This window comes from Pseudoduganella sp. R-32 (assembly GCF_049913245.1).
Taxonomy (GTDB): Bacteria; Pseudomonadota; Gammaproteobacteria; order Burkholderiales; family Burkholderiaceae_D; genus Rugamonas.
Genome location: NZ_CP183987.1, coordinates 3585388 through 3602678, shown reverse-complemented (window position 1 = coordinate 3602678; position 17291 = coordinate 3585388). Strand labels below are relative to the sequence as shown.

The window sequence follows — 17291 nt, the reverse complement described above, 5'->3', positions numbered from 1 at the left end:
ATTGGCTTAGCACTTCTGAGCCACGAAAAAGATCAACAACTTCCGCAATAAAAAGTTCTCGCCCCACAGTGACGCGCAAAGTGTGCCACGCATCACAGGCAGCTTAAGGAACGTCCACAACCGCCCAAACTGTGCTGGAGAGTCGGCACGATCACTGCACGTTTCCAAAATCGTACATATAATTTAATCACTCCCGGTAAACACACGGGTAGCCAAGAATAATAAATCGCAAACGGGGCGCTTCTCTAATAAATCAAATCTTGGATCACGGTTAAAAGATCCATGTCTCTCGCTCCGCACGCAGCCATCTAATCGGCATGGCACTTCAGTCATCGCACCCACCCCGGCGTGCGTGACGCTGCGCGCTCGCGCATTTTTCGGAGAACGAAAGGCATGAAGGATTTGAACGAAAAACCAGTATTGGACATCCCTGACTTTTGCGAAGCACATGGGATATCACGCGCTCTGCTGCATAAGATGTGGCGAAACGGAACCGGTCCGCGAATTATGAAGATTGGTCGCCGCACCTTGATTAGCACAGAGGCCGCTGCCGATTGGCGCAAGGGCCTGGAAGAGAAGCAAACCAACAAGCGAGGCGCCAAATGAGCTACTCACTCATCGCCCAAGCCACCATTGAAGGAGAACACCGCGCCGACGCAGCAATGGTGCAGGTGCTCGCCAAGATCGCAGGCCAGGATTGCGTCTATCAGGCCCTACTGCCGCTGTTACCCGAAGCCTGTACAGACGAGACGCACGCCAGTGTTCGAGGATTCTGCCGCGTTCTACAAAAGCGCATCGAGCGAGGTGTGCTATGAGCCCGCGTTGGCGCCGTGCCTATAGGATGCTCCTGCAGGGTCCTGTTACCTCAATGGCGATATCAATCGGGGCCGGCGTGTCAAACGTCACTGCGTTGATCTACGCGATGCGCAGCAAGGGCTTATCGATTCCATGCGAAATGACCACGCTGCTAAACCGCGATGGCGGCACATGCCGGGCTGGCAAGTTCAGCCTCACGGACGCGGACCGGAAGAAAGTTCGCGCCTGGTTGAAAGAGTGAGGCTCGCACATGGCCGATAAGGCAGCGGGGCGCGTCGATAAAGATCGTGATCCCGGCGGGTTTGTTGCGATCCCATGGATAGTGATGGACTGCCCTGCATACCTTCAACTCTCGCACACGTCGCGATCCTTGCTTTACGAATTGGCCCGCCAGTTCGTAAAGAATAACAACGGACGTCTGGTGTTGTGCGCGAAGCACATGGAGCGTCGTGGCTGGAAGTCCCCGGACGTAATCAACCGCGCGAAAAAGCAGTTGCTGGCGCTGGGGTTCATCTATCTGACTAGACGAGGCGGCAGGCCAAATAAGGCGGCCTGGTACGCGGTGACGTGGCGAACACTTAACGAGCATCACGGCTATGACTGGGGGGCGGCAAGTGGATTCAAGCGGAGCGCGTTCATGAAATCAGGGGTCGGCCAAATTGACGACCTTAATACGTCAGCCGTAGTTCAAAAACCGGCATTGCTACGTGAGGCGTAGTGTATGGAATGGCCCTAACTACGTGAGACGTAGCTATCCGGCGCTAATCAGGAGGGATAGCACTACGGCAAACGTAGTCTGTTCTAGATACGCCATCTCCAAGGGTGGGTAAGCATCCAGCAGGTCAACAGCCTGTGCCAATCCTGGATCAGGACACCTGTCCCGAATTAGGACCAGTTCCAAACCGGGACACGATCATGAACAGCAACGTGGTCTGGATCGACATGAATCACCTTACACGCTACGAAACCGCCCGCAATGCGCTAGCCGAATGCCGGCGCATTGACGAGGTGAAGGACATTCGCGACAAAGCAGAAGCCATGGCTGCATACGCCCGCCAAGCCAAAGACACCGAAATGATCCAGTGGGCCACGGAAATCAAAGTGCGCGCCGAGCGTAAGGCTGGTGAGATGCTGCGCGACGCCGCTGATCGCGGCGAGCGCGCCACAAATGTCGGAAATGTAAATCAGCACACTAGGGTGTCGCATGATACGACACCCACACCAACACTTTCCGACATCGGCATAACCCGCGACCAATCCTCCCGCTGGCAGCAACTCGCAGCCATGCCCGACGAACACTTCGAGACTGCCGTCGCTACCGCCAAGGACACTGCCGGTCAGGTCACCACTGCATTCATGCTGCGCGCCGCGAATAGCATCAAGCCACGCAGCAGGCCAATGAAAGGCCCGAAGGCCGACTCGATCCGCGCACAACTTCAGGTTGCCATGGAACGAGACAAGTCGGTGATCTGCAGTTGCGCCAAGATGATGATCGCAGCGTTGCAACAGCAAGACGTATTGTCACAGCAGGAGGACGAATTTCTGTTGAAGCTTCAAGCGGCCATCGCGATGCGGGCGATGCGAAATGAAGAAGCGCCAGCTTGAACCGGGGGCATCGAAGGCCCATCGAAGGGGCTTTGCTGGCCCTTTCGAACCGAGCCCCGAACAGTTTGCGGCACTACCGGATCACTCCATGAACGCTACCGGAGTACTAACGGAGCAGTCACGCGTCCCTGACGCGTCACCACGCGTGAGCCACGCGACGAAGCAGCCGGCATGTCCCTCACCTGTCCCTATGGACACCAGCATGACAACCAAGGGAAAGCTAACGCACCAAGCGTTTCCAGAGCGTTACCGAACAACTCGGAACCAGAACGGAACGAAGACGGAATTCCGCCGGAAACCCGCAACAGTTCCGCCGGAATTCCGATGGCTGGCGCTGGTGTGACGTGGCGATAGCTGGCGTGACCGTGGACGTAACGCCGATGAAACGCGAACGCAACCGAACTCATTCGAACGAGGGAAGCAACTGTGAAGCAATGGAGAAGCGACGATGAATTTGCATGACATTTTCGGCCTCTGTACCGCACCAGCAAAAAAGGCGTTTGACCTGCTGCTTCGTGAGGATCGAGTGCTGGCGCTGGGCTCCTGGGCGCACGCCGTGATTCACGATCTCCCACGCGATTATGCGTTCGAGAAGTTTCTGGCATTTTCTATCTTGACTTGGCTGTCGTCCAAGGAAAAGACCAGCCTATGCCGCGACCATCTGAAGATATCGGCGGTCGCAGGGAGTACGCAATGCGAACAAAAAGTTTGGCAGCGCTTAAACACTCTCTCCTCGCGAGGACAGCAAGATTCTGAACCTTCGCCCACAATGGAACTACCAATCAATCAGGAGGGCGAACAGAAATGAGCAAGGTTCAACGACATGTTGTCGCGCATTACGTCCGGGCGGCGTATGTAGGCAAAGGCGCACCAGAAACAGCAGCGTGCTATGCGATGGCTCAGAACTGGGCTGATGCCGAAGCCGTTGCAACCGACTGCAAGGCCATTGCTACCGCCCTGACGACGACTGACTACGCTTCAACAGCGGTCGCAGTGGACTTCTCCGCAGCAGTAAGGCCGCGAACTATACTTGGTCGCCTGACTGCGGCTCGCCGAGTTCCTCCACTCTGCCGAATTCTGACCAACCGTGGCGAATCGGCTGCTGAATTTGTTGGGCAGGGTAAGCCAATCCGCCTTAGCAAGCTGGACCTCGATGGCGGAGTCATGAACGAACTGAAGGTTTGCGGCATGGGCGTATTCGACAAAGAAATCCTTCGCTCCAGCTCGCCCCAAGCAGATGCCGTGATGGCGGAAGACCTGGCCGCAGCATGCGTCCAAGCGATGGACCGCGCATTCCTGGACCCGAGCAATGCAGGCATCGCCGAGGAAAGGCCGGCAGCCGTAACCTACGGTGCCCCATCGTTAGCATCCACTGGCGCAGCGTTCGCCCAAGTCGATGCCGATCTCACGAACATGTTGCAAATGCTGGTGAGCGCCGGTAGCGATGCGTTGAACGCGACATGGATCGTGAGGCCGGAAACCGCGATCTCGCTCAGCTCGTTGCGTGATACCTCTGGCGCCCTGGCTTACCCGCAAATCTCGGTCCTTGGAGGGACACTGAAAGGCGTTCCGGTTCTCGTTACTGGCAACCTGCCAGAGCCAGGGAGCCCGGCGCTCGCACACATCGTGCTGTTGGATGCAAGCCAAGTCACCTTCATCGATGAAGGTGCAGCAAAGGTGGAAGTCTTCGACCAGGGCTCGCTTGAGATGCTGGACAACCCGACCAACAATTCTGCAGCCGGCACTGCGACCAACATGATCTCGCTATTCCAAGTGAACTGCGCAGCGTTCCGTGGAACGCTTTGGACGAACTGGCAGATGCGCAGACCATTTGTCGTCGTCATGACCAACGTGAGCTATTAATCGGAGAACATCATGAACAAAAATCTCGACACGTTGACCGAACAGGTCATCACAAACATCAAGGCGTACATCCAGCGCAATGCGATCAGCCGCACTGACGCACTCGAACAACGGGTAGTCGAATTGGAAGAGCGCCTTCGTGCGTTAGATGGGCATAAATCGCACATCGGCAAGTATCGACCGGGCATGTACCTGACCCGAGACCTCTAGCACACTGCGAGGTAGCACCTGCCGAGAGATCGGTAGTACCCGTGGGTGGGGCGTCACAGCGACGGGTAATTATTCAACAGGAGAAGCGATGCTTGAACTTGAAGACATGGTAGTCAAGAGCAGCCGTCTAGCGAGGATCGAGGGCTATTCCCCACCTGCCAACGCGGTGGCGATGGCGATCCTTTATCTGGAAGACGCGAAGCCTGTTTTGGTCTGGTATCAAACGCTTGAACGCGTCGTGGAATTCATTCAAGAGATGTGCCCACAAAGCGTAAGGCTGCAGACCTACTTTGCGGAAGACTGCACCCCATACACGCAAGCCCTCAGCGAGTATGCAACGCATACGAAGCATTAAGGAATAGCCATGCCATTACTGAGCATTGACATCGAGGCACACTACGCCAAGTTTGTGGACGCCATGAATAAGATTCAGGCGTCTGCACAGAAGTCGGCGGGCGGGATTGGTGCCGCATTCAAGGGCGTGAGTGGGACACTTGCGTCCCTCGGCGTTGGTATTTCTGCTGCCGGCCTAGTGGCGATTGTAAAAAATTCGATTGATGCCGCCGACCACCTGAATGACCTGTCCAAGAAAACTGGCGTTGCTGTCGATGTTCTGGGCGGTATTGGCTTCGCTGCTGCACAGGCCGGTGGTGATCTTGAAACTGCTTCGGCGGCGGCTGGCAAGCTAAATAAGTCCATTGCCGAGGCGGCATCCGGCAACAAGGAAAGTGCTGACGCATTCAAGGCGCTAGGCATTTCCGTACAGGACGTTGGCGGAAGGCTGAAAACCGCTGACAAGGTTATTGCCGAAGTAGCCGACAAGTTCCAGGACTACGCAGATGGTCCCGAGAAGGCCGCGATTGCGCTACGCCTGTTCGGCAAAGCTGGCGCTGACATGATCCCACTGCTGAATGATGGCGGTGACGCGCTGCGCAAAAACATCGAATACTTCCAGAAGTATTCCGGCGTGACTCAAGACCTCGCGCAAAAGGCTGACGAGTTTAACGACACCCTGGAAAAGATCAAACTCCTCTCCGGTGCTGCTGGAAATCAGATATCCGCCGAACTCCTGCCAACGCTCCAACTGTTGGCCGAAAAAATTCTGGAGGTGAAGGAGAGTAGTGCCGGATTCAGTGGCGTCGGGAAGGCAATCAACACCGTTGTCGAGGCCATCAGTGTGCTGGGCGTCAACACGAGCTATGTATTCAAACAGGTAGGCAATGAGATCGGCGGCATCGCCGCGCAGCTAGCCGCGCTTGGCCAACTCGACTTCAAGGCAGTCTTCAACATAGGAGAATCCATGCGCGCCGATGCAGAGGCTGCGCGGGCAGAAGTCGATAAACTTACCGCCGATATCCTTGACCCTAACAAAGGGCAGCAGCGTGATGGTTTCATCCCATCCGAGATTACGGATTCACTCGCCAGGCAGAAGACTGCAGCACCTCGCCTGGCAGGTTCCGGCCAAGATCCCGAAGTAGCCAAGCTGGCCGCACAACTGCGCGAGTTCGAACGCATGAACGACCGCGAACGCGAACTCCTGAACGAGCGAAACGAATTCCTGCAAGACGCCTACCAGAAAGACCTGATCTCCATCGCGCATTACTACGCCGCCCGCAAAGGCGCAGCCGATGAAGCACTCGCAGCAGAACAGGCCAACATCACCAAGGAAATCGAACTGCTGCGCGGGCGCAAGGCCAAGGACGCGAATGAACAAGCGCAGAACGAGGCCAAGATCAAGGAGTTGATCGAGAAGAAGGTAAACCTGCAAGAGAAGGCCGGCATCCAGGCCATCAAGGACATCCAAGATCAGGCCTATGCCTACGAGCAGCTGAAGCGTTCCATAGAAGATGTCAGCACCGCGCTTCTTGAGCAGCAAGGTAAATCCGGCGAAGCAGCAGCCCGCCGCTTCGATGAGCAGAATCGATCTCTTCGACAGAAGCTTGAGGCTGAACTGGCGGAGGCAAACAGGAAGCCAGATCCTGATGGTGTTACGACAGTTCGTGGATCGCGCGCACTGAACAACCTTAACGCGCTGCGCGAGATCGCTATCGCCCAAGGCAAGCTTAATGAGCTGCAGGATGATGGCGCGCGTATCCAGTCAGACTTGGCCATCGCCACAGACCGTGCGCAAATCGCGGCTAAGAATGGATCTATTACCGAACTTGAAAGCCTTCGCGCGGTAAGTGATGCTCGCGCCCAAACGGTGGTTGATCTCCAGGTTGTTGCTGACGCCTACGCCCAAGTCGCGGCCCAGACCGGCAATCCCGCAATTGTGCAGCGCGCTAAAGAATTGCAAGTCGAGGTGGAGAAACTAGCCTCTTCCGCTGACCTTGTGCGCGAAAAGTTTGAAGGAGTATTCGAGTCCGGTTTCGAAACCTTCTTCGACAAGCTGACCAGCGGAACGGCCAGCGTCCAGGATGCCTTTAAGGCGATGGTCTCCAGTATCTCCGCCGACATTGCGAAGATCGCTTCACACAATATCGCGCAGCAGCTATTTGGAGAAAAAGGCCCGCTCAGCGGCGTGGTCGATTTGACCGCCCAACTGTTCGGAGGCAAGAGCGGGACGCCAACGCAAAGCCAAGGCGTGGCTGATGCGGTTGCAAAGGCCGCTGGTGTCGGTGCTGATTCGTTCGGTACATCGACCGCAGCAGCGGCTGCCGCAACGCAGATTTCAGCGATGGCAACGTCTGCCTCGGCGGCCAGCGCGGTAATCGGTACGCTGACGGCAACCACACTTCCTGCACTGAGTGTTGCAGCAGACGGAGCGGCAGCGGCACTAGCCCGCATCGCCGCAAGTGGCACAGGGTCTAACGCATCCGGATTGTTTGGCCTGTTTGGCGGCAGTAAGGTTGGGTCAAGTGCAGACTACGCGGAATTCGATTGGCTCGCATCAGCCAAGGGGAATGTCTTTGATCTCGGTCATCTCGTTCCATTCGCAAATGGCGGCATCCCCGGTATCGTCAACAGCCCGACCGTATTCCCGATGCGCGGTGGTAGGACCGGCCTTATGGGTGAAGCCGGTCCCGAGGCCATCATGCCACTTCACCGCGACAAGGCTGGGGAACTGGCCGTCAAGATGATCGGCAACTGTGGCGAGGCGCTCATGCTGCCAATCACCCGCGATATGGCCGGCAAGCTATCTGTGCGCGCGCCTGAGGGTGTGATGCAGAAGTTCGCCAGCGGTGGCGCGTTCGCCTCGGGCTCGCTGATGCCCACAATGAGAAGCAACGCATTCGGCGCTCTGGGAAACGCTGGGCGCTTCACTGTACCGACGTTCCAGGCCGATGCCGCGACGGTCGCTGAGACTCACAACCACACGAACATCACCGTCAACGTGCCAGCAGGTACGAACCGTGAGAGTGCAGACCAGATTGCCGCCCGCACCGCAGTTGCCGTGGCCCGCAGTAACAGGCGGAACAACTGACCCCAGGGGGGGTGGTCGAAAAATGCGGATCGAAACATAGTGGACACCGCGCTCCCTCCCATTCAGAGAAAAAACCCTATTTTCCAACTTGGAATTCAAACTACACGGAAATCAAAATGGCCAACAAACCCAATGGGCGCGGGGGCGCCCGTCCTGGAGCTGGTCGAAAGCCAAACGCCAGGCCCGACGAAATCAAACGCGACAAGATTCAAACGCTGGCTACACCAAGCAAGCGTGGTGGTGTGCGTGTCGGGGCCGGTAGGAAGCCCAAAGCGACGGAAACTCAGATTTCAAAAGGGGTGGCGGTAAAGACCTACCCTGAGCCTCAGTCAAACGGCAGTGCACCAAAACGGTCGAAGTCTGAGCCGAGTCCGATCCGGGAATGCGACATGCTGACGCTACTTAAAGACATCGCACTTGGGCGGACGGAAGCAACCCACATGCAGGTGCGAGCAGCTATCGCGGCAGTCCAGTATACACACGCCAAGAAGAACCCTGAAAGTAAGAAACAGGCCGCTGAAGAAGCGGCGAAGGCCGCAGCGAAAGGCAGATTCGCATCGTCACGCCCACCACCCAAACTAGTCTATTCGAAGAAGGAGAAATGATGTCCAAGCACGAACTACTCAACCCGATTGAATACCTGCTTCAGGTTATGAATGATCCGGCTGTAAAGATGGAGGATCGGCTTGAATCGCCTTCCTGCTTCTCCCGTACTGCCATAAGGTGAAATCGCCCCCAGATCAGGAATAGTGGCCGCATGTTCTCGCCGTATTTAAGTCTGCATGAGGCCATCAGGTCACGGTGCCGGCAGGGCCAGCAACTTGTAGAACGGCTCCGCGTACCCTCAAGCGAACCCGATGGCTACCAGCTAAACTTGATCATTGCGGCAATCGCTCAAGCGTCAAGGTTACACACATATTTCTGGCGCGAATGAATTTCGTCAATTTATTTTTGTTGGCTGAGGGATTTCAACATGTATCAAGGACACAAGATGTTTCAACCATCGGACAATGCAAGCGCCCCAAAGGCAGTAAAGGCCAATTGCTGAATAAAGATACTGGAACGCTACAACGCTACTTTTGTTCTCTTGATCAGGCTTTGGGAGATGGACAACATATTCTGTTAAACCAAATGAGGCACCAACGAGAAAAGTCGTAGTAATCAATGCAAACTGCACAAAATTAATGAATGTCCGCGACTCTTCAGTGGCACTTCTGGCCCAGGCATATAACAAAAACACTAAGATTTGAGTGAAACAAGCAACATAATTTCCCCAAAATGCGGTTAATTCCTTATCAACCGATCTCGCAGTAAGCACCATGGCTAGCAAGGCACTTGAGATGCTAAAGCTTCTCGCAAAACGCAGTTGGTCTTCGTGCTGACTCTCCTCAAAAATTGGCCTATCGCGAAGCGACAATAGATATGCTACTGCTAGTACTCCCAGTATCGGAATTGAGATTGGCCACCAAAGCGCCTTGTCAATCTCTTCGCATGACAACATTAATCCAGCAGTGCCAAAAGCAATCACTCCATAGAACGGTGACTTTGATGGACTGAAATAACTAAAGACTGTATTTGCGAACGAAGCGGCAGGACCTGCAAACGCTAGAGACATGCGACCCTCCTTAGTTTATTAGAAATAAACAAGAGCGAACGCCATGATGAAATGATGGCACAAACAAACTAGCATGGCCCACTTAATGTTTGTGAGTTAAGCCGATTGACTGATCCCTTAAGTCTGGGAAGCCGACTTATCACCAAGATGTGCCTGACGAGCATATCATCTTACGCGGGCCAAAAAACACACGAATTTCCACAACTCTGCACTGCATAGCTCACTCTGGGCAGACCATTTTCCCAAAGGTTCACACAATTTCGCATGCACAATGACAAGTGTATACGTCAGGTTTAGCCAAAGAGTCAACAGCCAAAGAGACTAAGTGTCATTGGGGTTAGTGGTGTCTAAGGTTCGATTCCGGGCCGGCAGCATCCGAGTGCGAGATCATAAATCCGGTCTCGTTTTCCTACCTTCCGAAGATATGTCGCCACGCCTCGATCGATTATTCAACGAGGCGTCTGCGCACCTTCCGAGCATTGGGCTGGCGTGAACGCTGCCAATACATGAGCAATCATTTCAGGCGCGCAGCCACGATCAAACAGGAATTCAACAGCGGCCAAACGTGACTGGTTCGCGGCGATGGCAATTGCGGCGCAGGCCAGGTCCGTCATATTGTGATTCGGTCGCTCGCAGTCCACGATCATCTCCTGCACCGAGTATGCGCCGACGCGGACCAGTGCGCACAAATTCTGTAACCAAAAGTGTGAGCAAATTTCGCCGGTCGGAGTAGCCTGTTTGCATGACCAGGCGCATCGACCAGATCACAGCGGATAAAGTAGCCCTTGCGCTCCTTTCACGAGACGCTTTCGGCCTGGACGTCGGCATGCGTACCGCAATGTTTTTCGGGCTACCGCGCTTCCTCGTGATGGCGATCTTCTCGCGGGCGACAGGAGTGACACGGAAGGACGCACAAGGAATCAGATCTAAGACTGATCGGCGTCAACAGCAGCGACAATCCGCTCATTCGAAGAGCGAAATGCCACCAGCTTAGGAGCCGGCGCGACATATGGGGTGCCCGCTGACTCTTCACGTTTCGCGGCCAGCATCCATGCGCGCGCCCACCGCAACGAAGCAGCGCGACCAGCATTGTGTGGTGCCGACACAAAGCGCTCCATTGCCAGGCTGGATCGAAATCGAGCATACGCCTTGGGCGAATAGACCGCTGCATTGAAGTAGATCATGCGGTTAGGGTATGCCAGCAAGCGCACAGCCCTTTGAGAAGAATCAAGGTTCCTTCAAATACCATCGGCGGGCCGAACCCTCGGATTACTGCACACTTTTTCAACTCGGCCTATAATCGACTCGCATTCCGGCTGAACCCGCAGTAGTGGGTTTTGATCGCGGCGAGGCAAGGGTCGTGAGTAGGCTGTCAAGTGCCCGGAATGTATTGACCGCCGCTCCTAATCAACTAGATCAGGAGATTGAAATGTCACAGCCCACTATGAAAGAGGCGAAGCGCCTCGATGCAGCAGCGCGACGGGCGGCGGCTCGCATCGGCCTTCGCGCAATCAAATCACGAACCATCAATACCTCCATTTGGGACCACGGCGAGTACATGCTTGTCGATCGGTATTCCGGCAGCATTTTCGAAGGTTATTGCTTTGAGTTGACAGCAACTGACATCATCGAATACTGCCGCGAAATGGGGGCCTAAAAACCGCAGTGGCCATCCCGGTGCCGATTAGCTCCGGCCCGGGACCATTTTGGTGGCTCCGGACTTTGGAGGCGCCTGTGTTCAAATTATCGCGGATAAGCATCGCCACTTTATTGTTGGTCGGATGCATGACAATCGGGACGAAGTTCGACATCGAGCAGGCGGGCCGCCTGGAGCCTGGAGTATCGACGATAGACGATGCCAGGCGGCTATTGGGGCCAGAGACTGCGGAGAGTTCGCTGGGGAATGAATCAAAGCTGCTGCAGTGGCAGTACTCGCGAGGGACGCTAGCCGGCGGGAGCGGCGCGCACCTTGCAGTCCTGTTCGACCGCAACGGCAGGATGATACGGATCACACATAAGACCAAGCTATAGTTATTACGGTGGGTGAGTTCGAGTGCCGGGTTCGATTCCTGTTTACGGAATCGTACCGGCACTCCTGTTACCATTGCCTTAGACGAAAAATCTCCTTGTAAACCCGCAATCGCGGCCTATGCTGAACTTGTCACGGACAAAGACGTGACCGGGCGTGAGAACCCGAATAGACAGAGGGGACGCGGGCCCTATTGGCCCTTTTTTTCGTCCATACACCACCTCCAATGAGCGCGCGGTGGTGGGGAGGCTTCGGCCTGCCGGATATCTTTGTCTCCGGTTTCTCACACCTCACCATTCGCCGCTCCCCCGCCTTTACTGGAGCGGCCTGCCAAAACTAAGGGAGGTTGCCATGAGTTCCAGAGATCTACTCACATCTGAGGGTGAAACCAAAGACTCGACCACCGCACGTGACAGCGTTGATATTTTTAACGATCTTACGCTCAAGGTCTGTCAAATCAGTAGCACCCTTGGGATTGCTTGCCGAATGCTTCCTGAGGCGCAAATAGACGTGTATTCCACACTTCGGCTGCTTCAACAGAGCCTGGAAGATGTCAAAATCATCGCGAATGAACTCCTCGAACGGGTGCCATCATGAGCACCCAAGTCGAAACCCTTTTCCGCGCCGCGTTCGATACGCCACGCGACCCACGCAGTACACCTTACAAGGCCGGCGTTCATGCCGCATTGGCCTTCCGTATTGACGGCACAGGCTTACCGCACCCTTACCAGCCTGGTACAGCCGAAGATGATGCCTACTACGCCGGCATCGCCGAAGGTCATGCTATCTGGCGCACAAGCCAGGAACGGAGGGCACCATGAAAGAGCATACGGAATTGACGCCACGCGAAGCCCGTATTCTTGCCGCTTCACGCGGAATGACCGAATGGGCAAGGGCTGAGCTGTTGAGGTATACACTCTTACTGCTGCGGGAATACCCATACCAACCCGCTAAACCGCCAAAGCTACGCCTGATCCAGGGCGGCAGTCACAACAACTGCCGAGAGGTGCGCAACAAGGGTCGCGAAATTACAGTGTGAAGAACAGCAGCGAGGCACCAAATGAGCGATATCGAGGAAACTCGGCTCCTTGCAGCCTTTAGATCACTTGACGCGGATCGAAAGGCTGCAACGCTACGCGCCGTCGAACTTCAGGCGCAAATGGACCAGGCCAAGGCCAATCTGCGAGCTAAACCCGTCGTGATCTCGCCGACTGAGGTGATCGAGGCCGATCTCATTGACAAGCTGGCGCTGGCGATCAGCACGCACTTGAAGCCGCAGCCGATCCCGCTTTCTGTGGATCTTTGGGACATCGCTACCATTGCAGCCTTCCTGAAGCGCGATCCGCAGGTTGTGCGCGAGCGGATGGCTTGCACGCCGTCCTTCCCGAAGGCGATCAGGCTGCCAACCAAGAACGGCCGCGCCCAGCCGCTTTACAAGGCTAAGGAGGTCATGGAATGGACCGAGCGCTTCCGAGACAAGAACTGATTGCCGTGTGGGTAGGAACGTGAGTACAGAAATGAAAAAGGCCACTGTCATTGGGGCTTTTCGGTGGCCCAGGTGGAGCGAAAGACTGCATGCTTGAAATCTGCCGTTTCGAACGTCTGTGAAACTTACCTGGAGGATGATATGACACCCGAAAAGCTAATCGACGTGGCCGCGACGCTTGGTGGTCTTGTTGATCTATTGGAGCGGTTGCCGGAGTCGAAGCATGAAGCGGCGGTGAATATGCTGATGTGCAGCTTAGTGCAGAATCTTTGCTTCGACCTGGCGAAAAGCATGACGCAGAACCCAGATGATCCTTATGCCGCGTTGGTGCAAACCGTTAATGGTCTAACTGAGTGGTCCGACACCCAGAAGATGCTTGCAAAGATTCTCTTGACGAATCCGGCGAAGCTGCCCGATATCCCGGGTCGCGCCGAAGACACATGAGTCCGTCCCGCCAGCCTAACAACTCCTAATAGCCTTCTCAGAAACATATTTCTTAGCGAGCCGAAGCCGCCTGCAGTCGGCGGTATATCGGCACGTGCTATGCTCCCTGCGATTTCACTATTGGGGAAGTAATGAAGCCGCTGAAGGCAGGAGAGTTCGCCAGAATATTTGGCGGAGTAATTGTTATGTTGGTGATCCTGCTCGGCACCCTTGCAGCGGTCCAGGCACTTGCCGCGTCACCACTCTGGACCGGAGGTGCGGATGCGGCTGGCTGGCTCAGTGCTGTTGGGACTATCGGGACTTTCATTTACGCGATCATTCTTGCAAATTCCCAAGAACGGCAACGGCGCCATGAAGCTCGCACTGTCGCTCAAGTGTTTGCCGCTGGACTTGATGCTGATATGAATCACGCAATTGATCTCCTCTTCTCGAACGAAGATCATTTTGCTCGGCTCTCGAACGGAGATGAACTTGTCTTCCGAGGCACAGAAGTCTTGAAACGATTTTTGGCAATAAGGCAAATCGATACGAAGGATCTTGCCGTTTTGGTACCGCTTCAAGATGGTTTTGCGGTGAAACTTGCTGATGCTCAAGGACGCCTTAATTTAGCGAAGCGACGATTCGAAAGAATATTCACAGATTTCGCCCCGACAACCCTTGAATTGCCGAAGATCAAAGAACTCGGGGACTGGAACGAATATGTTCTTCGCCCTTATGCCGACCTAAAGATCCTTTGCCAGAATGCTGCTAATGAACTTCGCAAGCAGACAGTCGTGAAGGAGGATGCTGTTTAGCAATGAAGAAAATCTAGACCGTCCTGGAACACACTCGGAAAGGGCTGCAAATGTAGCATTAAACCTACTTTCCGGACTTTTTCCGGACTAGAAAAAACTAAGGGCCTACGAAGTTCGTAAGCCCTTGTTTTTACTATTAAATTCTGGTGGGAAGTACAAGTTTCGAACTTGTGACCCCTGCAGTGTGAATGCAGTGCTCTACCCCTGAGCTAACCTCCCGAAGTGCCGCTATTATAGACTAGGGTTGCGCCAAACACAAGTTCCCTTGACCGCTTTGTCCAAGCCATCCAGCAACGCAATGTGCTCGGCTTCTTCCGTTTCACTTGCGCGCAACACGATCACATCGGCCAGTGCGATTTCAGCCATGGCGATGCCGCTGCCGGTTTCCTCGATTACGATATCCATGCCCAGGCTGTTCTGGCCACGGGTCATCGCCAGATAGACATCGGCCAGCAATTCCGCGTCCAGCAGCGCGCCGTGCAGTTTGCGGTGGGCGTTGGATATGCCGAAGTGTTCGCACAGCGCATCCAGCGAGTTGCGTTTACCTGGACGCATTTCCTTTGCCTGCACCAGGGTGTCGATCACTCCGCTGATGTGGGAGTCAAAAGTTGGCAGCTTGAGCAGGTTGAACTCGTGGTTCAGGAAGCCAAGGTCGAACGGCGCGTTATGGATGATCACTTCCGCGCCCTGGATATACTCTCGCAGTTCCTCCACCACTTCATGGAAACGTGGTTTATCGCGCAGGAATTCGGTGGTCAGGCCGTGCACCGCCAATGCGCCCTCTTCCGAATCACGCTCTGGATTGATGTAGCGGTGGAAGTTATTCCCGGTCAGTTTGCGCTCGAACAGCTCAACGCAGCCAATTTCAATGATTCGGTTACCCTGTTTCGGGTTAATGCCGGTGGTTTCGGTATCGAGGACGATTTGACGCATAAATTCACGAATGTGTTCGTAGCAAGCGGCGAAGTATAACAGGCCTTATTTGCGGCGGACCGATTCCACGCCCAGGTTGGCCAACTGGTCGGCGCGTTCGTTGCCCGGGTGGCCGTTGTGGCCGCGCACCCAGCGCCAATCGACCGTGTGCACGGCTTGCGCGGCGTCGAGCGCCTGCCACAGGTCGGCGTTCTTGACCGGCTCCTTGGTCGACGTTTTCCAGCCGCGCGCCTTCCAGCCGTGGATCCATTCGCTAATGCCTTTCTGGACGTACTGGCTGTCGGTGTGCAGGACCACTTCGCACGGGCGCTTCAGGGCCTTCAGCGATTCGATGACCGCGGTCAGTTCCATGCGATTGTTGGTGGTATTCAGCTCGCCGCCGAACAGTTCCTTTTTGGCGTCGCCTGCGATCATCAGCGCGCCCCAGCCACCGGTGCCGGGATTGCCCTTGCATGCACCGTCGGTATAAATCTCTACTTTATCCATCGAGTCTTTCTTTGTGTTTGTTGGTGGCCGGGACAGGTACACCCGCCTTGGCCGTTTTCTGTTTCCAGGCCGGGCCGATCAGGCGCATGCCTTTCACGCGCTTGATCGCCTGCACCATATAGACCGCGCCAAAATACGGCCAGTAATTGGGACCGGCGCGGTCCATGAAGTTGTAGCGTTGCAGCCAGCGTTCGGTGCGGCAGGCTGGCGCATAGCAGCCCAGGTGCGTGTGGCTGACGCCCATATTCAGCAATTTTAGCCAGTCTTTGATGCGCGGCATGGAGATGAACTCACCGGCCTTGGGCAGATAGTGCGATCCAGTCAGGCGGCCGCTTAGCTGGCGCAGCCCCCACAGGCTGGCCGGGTTGAAGCCGCAGACGATGACCTGGCCTTCCGGGATCAGCACACGCTCGACTTCGCGCAGCACCTGGTGCGGCTCGGCGGAGAATTCCAGCACGTGCGGCAGCACCACCAGGTCCATGCTGTTGGTGGCGAATGGCAGTTCAACACTGTCCAGGGTCACCGCTACCGCGCGGCCGCTGCCGGATTGGCGCGGATGCAGCCGGATGTCGGCCAGCCACTGGTGCGGCATGCGGTTGGCCGCCAAGGCGTCAAGTTGCGGCATGCCGATCTGCACCGCGTTGAAACCGAAGATATCCGCCACCATCTTGTCCAGGCATGCCTGCTCCCAGGCGCGCACGTATGCACCCGGCGGTGTTTCCAGCCATTTGTCGAACGCTATAATGGATTCGTCGGATGTTGCGCTATCCATGCATTCCCTTTACTGAGCCCATGAGCAAACCTGTTTCTGTCCTGACCGTCCCTGCTTTCAGGGATAACTACCTGTGGCTGGTCCACGATGGCCGCAACGCTGCAGCAGTCGATCCCGGCGACGCCGCGCCCATCCTGGCCTCCCTGCAAGAGCACGGGCTGACACTTACCGCCATTCTACTCACCCATCACCATGCTGACCATATTGGGGGCGTTCCGGGGCTTCTGGCCCGCTTCCAGGTGCCGGTTTTCGGTCCCCGCCATGATGGTATCGCAGCCGTGACCGTGCCGTTGGGCGAAGGCGACCGGGTGCAGGTTCCGGGGCTGGACCTGTCGTTGCGGGTACTGGATGTGCCAGGCCATACCCTCGGCCATATCGCCTATGTCCGCGATGGTGCCGAGCCATGGGTGTTCTGTGGCGATACCTTGTTCGCCGGCGGTTGCGGGCGCTTGTTTGAAGGCACGCCGGACCAGATGGCCGAATCGCTTGGCAAGCTGGCGGCACTGCCGGAGGCCACCAAGGTGTTCTGCGCCCATGAATACACGCTCTCCAACCTGCGTTTCGCCAGCGCGGTGGAGCCGGGGAATACGGCGCTACGCGCCCGGGTAGCGGCCGATTCCGCGACGCGCGAGCGTGGGCTGCCGACCGTGCCGAGCACTATCGCACTGGAACGTGCCACCAACCCTTTCCTGCGTTATCGTGAGCCCGAAATCGCTGCCCAGTTGCACGAGGCCGGCAAATTGCGTGGCGGCGAGCCACCGGTTGCCGTCTTTGCGGCGCTGCGGGAGTGGAAGAACAACTTCTGACCTGAGGA

Annotated in this window: 23 protein-coding genes and 1 tRNA gene; 18 read left to right on the top strand and 6 right to left on the bottom strand. The window is 56.0% G+C overall.

The features are described 5' to 3' along the window. The first annotated feature begins 393 nt into the window (after nucleotides 1-393). The 10 genes from ACN9MU_RS16610 (at nucleotide 394) to ACN9MU_RS16565 (ending at nucleotide 8523) form a co-directional block, all read left to right on the top strand. A complete protein-coding gene (locus ACN9MU_RS16610; RefSeq protein WP_426343096.1) occupies nucleotides 394-606 on the top strand; it encodes a hypothetical protein in 213 nt (70 codons plus the stop codon). After that, complete coding sequence (locus ACN9MU_RS16605; RefSeq protein ID WP_426343095.1) at nucleotides 603-815, top strand: hypothetical protein; 213 nt, start codon at nucleotides 603-605, stop codon at nucleotides 813-815. The genes ACN9MU_RS16610 and ACN9MU_RS16605 overlap by 4 nt, the downstream gene beginning before the upstream one ends. A 251-nt stretch (nucleotides 816-1066) precedes the next feature. Continuing rightward, the gene (locus ACN9MU_RS16600; protein ID WP_426343094.1) at nucleotides 1067-1534 is read left to right on the top strand and encodes a hypothetical protein; all 468 of its coding nucleotides are present in this window, start codon (nucleotides 1067-1069) and stop codon (nucleotides 1532-1534) included. 197 nt (nucleotides 1535-1731) lie between these two features. Then, nucleotides 1732-2421, top strand: coding sequence for a hypothetical protein (locus ACN9MU_RS16595; protein ID WP_426343093.1), 690 nt, complete (start codon nucleotides 1732-1734; stop codon nucleotides 2419-2421). A gap of 448 nt (nucleotides 2422-2869) precedes the next feature. Next, nucleotides 2870-3229, top strand: a complete 360-nt coding sequence (locus ACN9MU_RS16590) for a hypothetical protein (RefSeq protein ID WP_426343092.1) — start codon at nucleotides 2870-2872, stop codon at nucleotides 3227-3229. Beyond that, nucleotides 3226-4284: a phage major capsid protein gene (locus tag ACN9MU_RS16585; RefSeq protein WP_426343091.1), complete on the top strand. Its 1059-nt coding sequence runs from the start codon at nucleotides 3226-3228 to the stop codon at nucleotides 4282-4284. The genes ACN9MU_RS16590 and ACN9MU_RS16585 overlap by 4 nt, the downstream gene beginning before the upstream one ends. A 12-nt stretch (nucleotides 4285-4296) precedes the next feature. Continuing rightward, entirely contained in the window at nucleotides 4297-4494 is a 198-nt protein-coding gene (locus ACN9MU_RS16580) for a hypothetical protein (RefSeq protein ID WP_426343090.1), read from the top strand. An 88-nt stretch (nucleotides 4495-4582) separates the two neighbouring features. Next, a complete protein-coding gene (locus tag ACN9MU_RS16575) occupies nucleotides 4583-4849 on the top strand; it encodes a hypothetical protein (RefSeq protein WP_426343089.1) in 267 nt (88 codons plus the stop codon). Nucleotides 4850-4858: 9 nt separating this feature from the next. Then, on the top strand, nucleotides 4859-7918 hold the full coding sequence (locus ACN9MU_RS16570; RefSeq protein ID WP_426343088.1) for a phage tail tape measure protein: 3060 nt from the start codon (nucleotides 4859-4861) through the stop codon (nucleotides 7916-7918). Nucleotides 7919-8034: 116 nt separating this feature from the next. Next, the gene (locus tag ACN9MU_RS16565; RefSeq protein WP_426343087.1) at nucleotides 8035-8523 is read left to right on the top strand and encodes a hypothetical protein; all 489 of its coding nucleotides are present in this window, start codon (nucleotides 8035-8037) and stop codon (nucleotides 8521-8523) included. Between the two features lie 335 nt (nucleotides 8524-8858). Here the strand turns inward: ACN9MU_RS16565 and ACN9MU_RS16560 are convergent, their stop codons facing one another. After that, the gene (locus ACN9MU_RS16560) at nucleotides 8859-9533 is read right to left on the bottom strand and encodes a hypothetical protein (RefSeq protein WP_426343086.1); all 675 of its coding nucleotides are present in this window, start codon (nucleotides 9531-9533) and stop codon (nucleotides 8859-8861) included. Between the two features lie 449 nt (nucleotides 9534-9982). Then, on the bottom strand, nucleotides 9983-10147 hold the full coding sequence (locus tag ACN9MU_RS16555) for a hypothetical protein (RefSeq protein WP_426343085.1): 165 nt from the start codon (nucleotides 10145-10147) through the stop codon (nucleotides 9983-9985). Between the two features lie 815 nt (nucleotides 10148-10962). Between ACN9MU_RS16555 and ACN9MU_RS16550 the strand changes: the two genes are divergently transcribed. From ACN9MU_RS16550 to ACN9MU_RS16520, 7 genes are all read left to right on the top strand, one after another. Beyond that, on the top strand, nucleotides 10963-11190 hold the full coding sequence (locus tag ACN9MU_RS16550; RefSeq protein ID WP_426343084.1) for a hypothetical protein: 228 nt from the start codon (nucleotides 10963-10965) through the stop codon (nucleotides 11188-11190). A gap of 723 nt (nucleotides 11191-11913) precedes the next feature. Beyond that, entirely contained in the window at nucleotides 11914-12159 is a 246-nt protein-coding gene (locus ACN9MU_RS16545) for a hypothetical protein (RefSeq protein WP_426343083.1), read from the top strand. Further along, the gene (locus tag ACN9MU_RS16540) at nucleotides 12156-12383 is read left to right on the top strand and encodes a hypothetical protein (protein ID WP_426343082.1); all 228 of its coding nucleotides are present in this window, start codon (nucleotides 12156-12158) and stop codon (nucleotides 12381-12383) included. The genes ACN9MU_RS16545 and ACN9MU_RS16540 overlap by 4 nt, the downstream gene beginning before the upstream one ends. Further along, nucleotides 12380-12601, top strand: a complete 222-nt coding sequence (locus ACN9MU_RS16535) for a hypothetical protein (protein WP_426343081.1) — start codon at nucleotides 12380-12382, stop codon at nucleotides 12599-12601. Before ACN9MU_RS16540 ends, ACN9MU_RS16535 begins: the two co-directional genes overlap by 4 nt. 21 nt (nucleotides 12602-12622) lie before the next feature. Next, nucleotides 12623-13048: a hypothetical protein gene (locus ACN9MU_RS16530; RefSeq protein WP_426343080.1), complete on the top strand. Its 426-nt coding sequence runs from the start codon at nucleotides 12623-12625 to the stop codon at nucleotides 13046-13048. Nucleotides 13049-13189: 141 nt separating this feature from the next. Then, complete coding sequence (locus ACN9MU_RS16525) at nucleotides 13190-13492, top strand: hypothetical protein (RefSeq protein WP_426343079.1); 303 nt, start codon at nucleotides 13190-13192, stop codon at nucleotides 13490-13492. 131 nt (nucleotides 13493-13623) lie between these two features. Further along, the gene (locus ACN9MU_RS16520) at nucleotides 13624-14286 is read left to right on the top strand and encodes a hypothetical protein (RefSeq protein WP_426343078.1); all 663 of its coding nucleotides are present in this window, start codon (nucleotides 13624-13626) and stop codon (nucleotides 14284-14286) included. 144 nt (nucleotides 14287-14430) lie between these two features. Here ACN9MU_RS16520 and ACN9MU_RS16515 read toward each other — a convergent pair. From ACN9MU_RS16515 to ACN9MU_RS16500, 4 genes are all read right to left on the bottom strand, one after another. Then, nucleotides 14431-14505, bottom strand: a tRNA-Val gene (locus ACN9MU_RS16515). A 12-nt stretch (nucleotides 14506-14517) separates the two neighbouring features. Continuing rightward, on the bottom strand, nucleotides 14518-15219 hold the full coding sequence (gene dnaQ / locus ACN9MU_RS16510) for a DNA polymerase III subunit epsilon (protein ID WP_426343077.1): 702 nt from the start codon (nucleotides 15217-15219) through the stop codon (nucleotides 14518-14520). Between the two features lie 45 nt (nucleotides 15220-15264). After that, on the bottom strand, nucleotides 15265-15705 hold the full coding sequence (gene rnhA / locus ACN9MU_RS16505; protein ID WP_426161436.1) for a ribonuclease HI: 441 nt from the start codon (nucleotides 15703-15705) through the stop codon (nucleotides 15265-15267). After that, on the bottom strand, nucleotides 15698-16477 hold the full coding sequence (locus tag ACN9MU_RS16500) for a class I SAM-dependent methyltransferase (RefSeq protein ID WP_426343076.1): 780 nt from the start codon (nucleotides 16475-16477) through the stop codon (nucleotides 15698-15700). The genes rnhA and ACN9MU_RS16500 overlap by 8 nt, the downstream gene beginning before the upstream one ends. A gap of 20 nt (nucleotides 16478-16497) precedes the next feature. Between ACN9MU_RS16500 and gloB the strand changes: the two genes are divergently transcribed. Then, nucleotides 16498-17283 carry a hydroxyacylglutathione hydrolase gene (gene gloB, locus ACN9MU_RS16495; protein ID WP_426335748.1) on the top strand — a complete coding sequence of 262 codons (786 nt, stop codon included), beginning with the start codon at nucleotides 16498-16500 and terminating at the stop codon, nucleotides 17281-17283. The last annotated feature ends 8 nt before the right edge of the window (nucleotides 17284-17291 follow it).